The 6,931-nt window shown below is 64.8% G+C and carries 9 protein-coding genes; 1 reads left to right on the top strand and 8 read right to left on the bottom strand.

What is annotated here, in order from left to right; translation table 11 throughout:
• The first annotated feature begins 22 nt into the window (after positions 1-22).
• Positions 23-910: a LysR family transcriptional regulator gene (locus FJQ54_RS07320; protein WP_140927768.1), complete on the top strand. Its 888-nt coding sequence runs from the start codon at positions 23-25 to the stop codon at positions 908-910.
• 7 nt (positions 911-917) lie between these two features.
• On the opposite strand, the gene FJQ54_RS07325 is transcribed toward FJQ54_RS07320, so the two are convergent.
• The 8 genes from FJQ54_RS07325 to FJQ54_RS07360 all read right to left on the bottom strand — a co-directional run.
• Positions 918-1,139: a DUF2274 domain-containing protein gene (locus FJQ54_RS07325; RefSeq protein WP_140927769.1), complete on the bottom strand. Its 222-nt coding sequence runs from the start codon at positions 1,137-1,139 to the stop codon at positions 918-920.
• On the bottom strand, positions 1,136-2,389 hold the full coding sequence (locus FJQ54_RS07330; RefSeq protein WP_140927770.1) for a TrbI/VirB10 family protein: 1,254 nt from the start codon (positions 2,387-2,389) through the stop codon (positions 1,136-1,138). The genes FJQ54_RS07325 and FJQ54_RS07330 overlap by 4 nt, the downstream gene beginning before the upstream one ends.
• On the bottom strand, positions 2,386-3,372 hold the full coding sequence (trbG, locus tag FJQ54_RS07335) for a P-type conjugative transfer protein TrbG (protein ID WP_140927771.1): 987 nt from the start codon (positions 3,370-3,372) through the stop codon (positions 2,386-2,388). Before trbG ends, FJQ54_RS07330 begins: the two co-directional genes overlap by 4 nt.
• Positions 3,369-4,052, bottom strand: a complete 684-nt coding sequence (gene trbF, locus FJQ54_RS07340) for a conjugal transfer protein TrbF (RefSeq protein WP_140927772.1) — start codon at positions 4,050-4,052, stop codon at positions 3,369-3,371. Before trbF ends, trbG begins: the two co-directional genes overlap by 4 nt.
• Positions 4,052-5,314 carry a P-type conjugative transfer protein TrbL gene (gene trbL, locus FJQ54_RS07345; RefSeq protein ID WP_140927773.1) on the bottom strand — a complete coding sequence of 421 codons (1,263 nt, stop codon included), beginning with the start codon at positions 5,312-5,314 and terminating at the stop codon, positions 4,052-4,054. Before trbL ends, trbF begins: the two co-directional genes overlap by 1 nt.
• 2 nt (positions 5,315-5,316) lie before the next feature.
• The gene (gene trbK-alt / locus FJQ54_RS07350) at positions 5,317-5,610 is read right to left on the bottom strand and encodes a putative entry exclusion protein TrbK-alt (RefSeq protein WP_140927774.1); all 294 of its coding nucleotides are present in this window, start codon (positions 5,608-5,610) and stop codon (positions 5,317-5,319) included.
• Positions 5,611-5,617: 7 nt separating this feature from the next.
• Positions 5,618-6,367, bottom strand: coding sequence for a P-type conjugative transfer protein TrbJ (trbJ, locus tag FJQ54_RS07355; protein ID WP_140927775.1), 750 nt, complete (start codon positions 6,365-6,367; stop codon positions 5,618-5,620).
• Positions 6,364-6,931: TraG/VirB4 family ATPase (locus FJQ54_RS07360; RefSeq protein WP_456238790.1), on the bottom strand; the 568-nt coding region annotated here is incomplete at its 5' end. The genes FJQ54_RS07360 and trbJ, both read right to left, overlap by 4 nt.

Consider the following 6,931-nt stretch of genomic DNA (forward strand, 5'->3'; position numbering starts at 1 on the left):
AAGCCGACGAACTCAAGTCTGTATGCGTATGTTATTGAAGCAGATAAAATATATGATTACTGCTGCCAATCACGGAAGCTTCCGGGCGGCAGCGTTGGCATTGCGGGTGCAGGAGTCTGCGATCAGTCGCCATATCCGCGATCTCGAGCAGACACTCGGCGTGCAACTGTTCGTCAGAAGCTCTCGCGGTATTCGACTGACGTCAGCCGGCCAGGCCTTCGTTGCCCGCGCGCAATATGCACTCCTGCAACTTGATCTCGCGAAGGATGCGGCCAATCAACGCGCCGAAGTATCCACGGGCGAACTCAGGATCGGCATCTTCTCGTCGCTGGCGTCCGGCTTCTTGCCCGAGTTATTCCGGCAGTACCGTGAGCGGCACGGCGGTGTCGCTATGCACATTGTAGAAGGCAAGCCAGGCGACCTTATCGCCGCTATCCGGACGCATGATCTGGACATTGCATTCCTGACGGGCACCGAACAATGGACAGGCTGCGAGAGCAGGCAGTACTGGGTGGAGCGGGTAATGGCGGTTCTACCTGAAACGCATCCATCTGCGGACCGAAAAACCATTGAGCTAAGGGCTCTCGCGAACGAGCGCTTTCTGGTCAGCGAGGCTGCGCCGGGAGAAGAAATCCACGACTATCTCGTGCAGCGCCTGGCGGGGCTGGGACGCCATCCGGATATTCGCCGACAGGCTGTTGGCCGAGACAATCTGCTCCATATGGTCGCCTTGGGGATGGGACTGACGCTGACGAGCGAGGCGACGACACCCATGAAGCCCAGCGGCGTTGTTTTCGTGCCGGTTGCCAACGAAACACTGCCGTTCAGTGCGATCTGGTCGCGCGATAACGACAACCCCGCCCTTTTGCGCTTGATCGAATTGGCTGAGTCGAGCGGCCACTGGAGATAGTGGTGTGTCATTGCCCCCGTTGTCTGGCCTTCCTGAAGGCCCGATCAGTTGCAATGAACCGCTCTACCATGGCCGGTATCAGCCTGGCCGGTTCGGGCGCCGGAGCGCCAGCTTCCCGCGCCATCTGCTCGCCATAGGCGACAAGGTCGCGGTGCAGGTGGGCTGAGAGTTCCATGGTCAGTTTGACTGGCCTGTCGTCGGCGATTGCGCCGAGCTTCAACTTTGTCATCGTCCCTCTCCATAGGGTTCCAGCACGAGGTCGCGGGTGACGAGGATACGTGCCGTAAATCCGGGCTGAATGGTGAGCGTGGGTGCCACGTCGAGTTGCCTGCCCACGATCTGGCGGCCGATATCGGTGACGCTGTCGGCGGCTCCCCGACGCAATGCGCGAACGAGGTCGCTGTCGTCGGATCCTGAACCCAGTTCGGTTCCGATGCCCAATATGGTGGACAGAAGGCTGGCGCGCAGCATCTGGCCCCAGTGGCGGTCAACGCCGTCCTGCATGCCGGCCTGCCCCTGCGCATCGGTCCCGGGCTGGCGATCGAGCGCCAAGGAACGGCCATCGGGCAAGATCAGACGGTTCCAGGCGAGCAGCACCCGCCTTTGTCCGAATGTGACGCCGGAATCATAGTCGCCCACCACCCGCGTTCCCTGCGGGATCAGGACGATCCGACCGGTTGGGCTATCGTAGACGTTGCTCGTCACCTGCGCGGTCACTTGCCCCGGCAGGTCGGAGCGAATGCCGGTGAGCAGGGCTATGGGTATGATGGCGCCGGCCTGAAGGACTTGTCGCGAAGATGGCGCGGTGATCCGTTCGGCGGAGGTGGTGGGTGCCGCTCGGCGATTTAGAAATGCTTCGCGAGGATCCACCGTCGTTCCAGTCTGGGCGCTGCCCGCCTGCTGACCCACTTCCGCAGGTAGTTCGTCCATCGCTGCCGAAGCCGCTTCGGGGGCGGCGGTGATGTTGCCGGCCGCAAACAGCCGGGCTGTCCGCGCGGTCTCCCTCTCCAGTTGGCGCTGCTGGACTTCCGGATTGACTGGCTGGGAGCCCGACGAGGGAGCATTGATGCCCGGCACCGGGACATCCTTGCCTTGTTGCTGCGCCCGCAGGATCGGCCGACCGAGGTCGCCGGGCAGCGGCGGCCCCAGGCGCGGAATTCCGCTGTAATCCCGTGGGAGCTGGGCAAGGCCATCGGCTGTGCTGCGGTTGTCGGTGGGCAACAGTTCCGCTGGTCGTTCTGCGGCTTCTCGCCCCTTCAGGGCATAGATCAGTGCTCCACCCACACCAATGCTGACGGCGACGCCAATCGCCAGCAGGGCTTTGCGGGACAGTCGCGTGACCGGCGGCAGCGCCGGGCGCAGGCGCATGGCATCGGCAGCTTCCTTGAGGCGCGGGCGTTCGGTGGGAACGCCCGCGCTCGAAGCAACATCCGGGGCTGCGGCCCGCGGGGCATCAGCTGGCGGCGGATCGTCGCTCATGGCCGAAGACCAGCATCGCGCAGGATGCGGACACGTGTCTGCTTCCTGCCGCTCACCATCCGCAGTTCGGCCACCGAAAACAGCTGGTCGACAATCATATAGTTTCCACGAACGCGGTAGTTGATGAGTTCCAGCGACTTCCCGTCGGAGCCGACCAGAAACAGCGGCGGCATCGCGCCCTGGGCGATGCCGCGATCGAACTCGATATAGACCTGCTGGCCGTCGTTGAATGCACGGACCGGTCGCCATGCCGGCCGGTCTCCGGTCACGCGGTAGCCGAAGTCGAGGCTGGTGGGGTCTGACCCGATCAGGACTGGCCGTTCCGCTTCCGCTTGTCCCTGCGGCGGCGCCCGCAGTGCCGTCTGCGGGTAATCCCAGCGTGCGGAGGCCATCCATGTCCGCTCGGTCGCCCGCAGTTCGAGATGATAGGTGCGGCGATCGGTGTTGATCACCAGATTGGTTCCGATATCGGAGCGAGTGGGCTTCACGAGGATGTGAACCTGCTTCAGGGCACCCGTGCCGCTTTCGGTGTCGCCGATGACCCAGCGCACGGTGTCACCGGCTGCGACAGGGCCGGGCCCGACCAGTCGTTCGCCCGGTTCAAGCGCGATGTCGGTCACATGGCCGGGCGCTGTATAGAGCTGATAGAGCGCGCCATCGACGAAGGGCCAAACCTGCATGGCATTGATGAACCCGTCGCGGACAGGTTCCATGCGGGCGGCGGCGTTGGCCTGCAGGATACGAGTGGCTGGCGAGGCCGGCTCCGCCGGCCGCGCTGATGCGCCGAGAGGTTTGAGCTGTCCCGGCAGCGGCAGAGGAACCGCCACAATTCGGGGTGTAAGTACATCGATTATCGGGGAACCCGCCACAGACGATGCAACCGATGGTACTTCCAACGCCGGTGCGGGCTGTGCCGTTGCGGCGCACCCGGTGATGGCGGACGCACACAGCAGCAGCGACAGGACATATGATGGCGGGATCATGATCCAAGCTCCTTCGACCAGTTGATGGCGTCGACGTAGATGCCCAGCGGGTTTGCCCGCAGGCGTTCGGGGTCGCTGGGCAGTTGCACGGCAACGGTGAGGATGGCGCTCCAGCGGGCGGTGTCGGCGAGCGCACCGTCGCGATAGGTTCGTTCGGTCCAGGCGATACGGAACGACGAGGGTGAGGCGCGGATGACCGAGTTGACCTCGACCGACACCTGCTCCTTGCCGACGCGCGAGAACGGGTCATTGGCCCGGGCAAGGTCGCTGAGCACCACCGCGCCGCGCCTTGTTGTCATGTCATAGGCGCGCAGCCAATTCTGCCGCACGATGATGGGGTCGGTGGCAATGCCGCGCACCTGCTCGATGAACCGCGACAGTTGATAGGCGATCTGCGGATCGGATGGCAGGAACCCTTCGGTCGCCGGCCCGACGGCAGAGGTCTGGCCGAGCTTGTCGACCTCCACCACCCAGGGGACGATGGTGCCGCGCGTAGCTTGCCAGGCGAGCGCTGCAGACAGGCCACCGGCAAGCCCCAGGCAGGCGAATGCCATCATCCGCCAGTTGCGCGCCTGCACACGGGCCGAACCGATGCGGTCGTCCCACACTTGGGCTGCGCGCTGATAGGGCGTTTCGGGCTCGGGGGTTTTGCCATAGTGGACGGCGGATCGCCGGAACATCAGCTATTTCCTTCAAACAGGGAGATGGAGGCACCGCCGCCATGGCTGTCGCCGGAGCGAATGGCGTGGAGGGTGGCCTGGGTGCCGTGCGCGAGGCGTTGGGAGCGACGCATGCGATTGGCCCAGGCCGGAGCTTCGCCGGACGCGGCAGATGCTGCACTGCCTGCTGACGTGCCGCCGGAAGCCCAGCGCTGGAGGGGAGATACGGCGGCTTGCGCGCCGGTGCGGGCCACATTGCCAATACCGCCAGCAACCGTCGACATGCCGCTGCGCCCGGCTGTTCCCGCGGAATAGGCCTCGGCAGCCCCCGCTGCCATGGATACGCCGCCACGGGCAGCGGCTGCGGTACTGCGAAGAGCGGCAGATCCTCCGGCTGCCACCATACCGCCAGTGGCGACACCTGCGGCGACCATGCCGCCGGCTGCCATCGTGGTGCCGACGGCAGCCCCTGCCGACAACTGCGGCCCGCCTGACACGATGCCATTGGCGATGCCGGGCGCGAAGATGCCCAGCGCCAGCAGCGACAGAGCGGCCAACACGATGGTCATGGCCTCGTCGATGGTAGGGATTTCGCCGCCGAACCCTTGGGTGAAGGTGGAGAACAGGGTCGAGCCGATGCCGATGATGACGGCGAGCACCAGCACCTTGATGCCGGACGAAATGACATTGCCCAGTACGCGCTCTGCCATGAACGCGGATTTGCCGAACAGGCCGAACGGGATCAGCACGAACCCGGCGAGCGTCGTCAGCTTGAACTCGATGAGCGTCACGAACAGCTGGATCGCCAGCAGGAAGAAGGCGAGCAGGATCAGCGCCCAGGCAAACAGCAGGCAGATGATCTGGATGAAATTCTCGAAGAACGACACCCAGCCCAGCATGTCTGAGACAGATTCCAGCAGCGGCAGGCTGGCATCGAGCCCGATCTGTGCCACCTTGCCGGGACGCAGCAGATCTTCGGGCGGAAGACCGGAGCCGCTGGCCAGGAGGCCAAGGCCGGCAAAGCTCTCGTAGATAATCTTCGCTAGTGCGTTCCAGTTGGAGATGAGATAGGCGAATACGCCGACGAACAGCGTCTTCTTGATGAGGCGCGCCATGATGTCGTCGTCGGCGCCCCAGGACCAGAACAGGGCGGCAAGCGTTACGTCGATGACGATGAGGGTGGTGGCGATGAACGCCACCTCGCCGGACAACAGGCCAAAGCCTGCGTCGATATAGGAGGTGAACACCTCCAGAAACTGGTCGATGATGCCGGTGCCGGCCATGCTCAGCCCTCCGGTTCGGGATGGAAGGCAGGTTCTTGCCGTTCGGCGTTCTGCCCAAGGAAGCGGTCCCGGTTTTCAGACCAGAGGCTGAGGCAGGCGGGATCGCGCGACCCCGCTTCCCCCATGTCGCGGCAGGCGCGCAGCGCCGCGCGACGTGCGTCCGGCCTGTGCGACACGGGCGCCACCACGGGCGGCTCTTCCCGGCGTCCGCTGTCGGTGAATTGCACGGCGGTCAGCGTGACGGCGATGCCGATGAACGCGAATGCGCCAATGCGCACGAGGGTGCGATTGTCCATCGCCGCCTCACTCGTAGAACATCTTGGCCTGACCCGGCTGATACTGGGTGCCCGGCGTCAGGAACCGCTTGCGCAGTTCGCGCCCCTGTTCGGCTGCGGCGGCCTGTTCGGCGGCCTGAAGCGCCTGTGCACGGCCATTGGCGGCGGTCACCGCAGTCAGGTCAGCCAGTTGCTGCGCCTGAAGCGCGAGGATCTGGTTGCCGGCCTGCGCCGCCTGCAGGGCACCGGCCGCTCCCTGACTCTGGCCGACGAGCGCGGCCATCTCGCCTTTGCCGGCATCGAGATTCTGGACGATGCCCGCCTGCACCCGCATCGCATCCTGGAGCGCTGCCACGCTGGTTTGCCAGCGGGACTTCGCATTGGCGATCAGCTGCTGGTCGGTGGCGGCGGGATCGACATGGGCATAATGCTGCTGGAACGCCTGATCGATCTGTTGGACATCATAGGCGATCGACTGGGCCTGGGCGAGCAGCTGTTGCGTCTTCTGGACGGATTGCTGCAACTGGCTGAGCGCCGAGTATGGCAGACTGGCGAGGTTTTTCCCCTGATTGATCAGCATCTGTGCTTCGTTCTGCAGCGAGGTGATCTGATTGGTCACCTGCTTGAGCGAGCGCACAGCGGTCAGCACATTCTGGGTGTAGTTGGAGGGATCGAACACGACGATGGCGTGCGCCGGTGCGGGCAGTGTCATGGGGAGGATGCTGGCGCTCATCAGGCCTGCGGCCGCGAGCCGCAGAGCGCGGGATTTGCCGGTCATTGGTCATTCTCCTCAAGGGTCAGGTCGGGGATCAGGTCTGCGGCCCAGCCAAGGCCGCGGTGCCGAAGCCAGGCGGCCAGGAAGCCATCGCTCCCATGTTCGGCATGGATGGCGGTGATGGTGGGCTGGTCGGCCTTGGCTGACGCTGCGCACAGCGCGAGCGCGACATCGGAGAGGCCCAGCTCGAACAGCCGGTTGCCGCGCCGGGACTGGCAGTAATAATCCCGCTTGGGCGTGGCGCGGGCGAGGATGTCGATCTGCCGGTCGTTCAGGCCGAACCGCCGATAGACCGCGCCGATCTGCGGCTCGATGGCGCGCTCGTTGGGCAGCAATAGCCGTGTGTGGCAGCTTTCGATCAGCACCGGCGCCAGCGGCGAGGCATCGATGTCGGACAGCGACTGGGTGGCGAAGATGACCGAGGCGTTCTTCTTGCGCAGCGTCTTTAGCCATTCGCGCAGCTGGCTGGCGAATGCGGCGTCGTCGAGCGCCAGCCAGCCTTCATCGATGATGATGAGGGTGGGCGCGCCATCGAGCCGGTCTTCGATCCGGTGAAACAGGTAGGAC

Origin of the sequence: Sandaracinobacter neustonicus (genome assembly GCF_006385875.1) — a bacterium.
GTDB classification, from domain to species: domain Bacteria; phylum Pseudomonadota; class Alphaproteobacteria; order Sphingomonadales; family Sphingomonadaceae; genus Sandaracinobacteroides; species Sandaracinobacteroides neustonicus.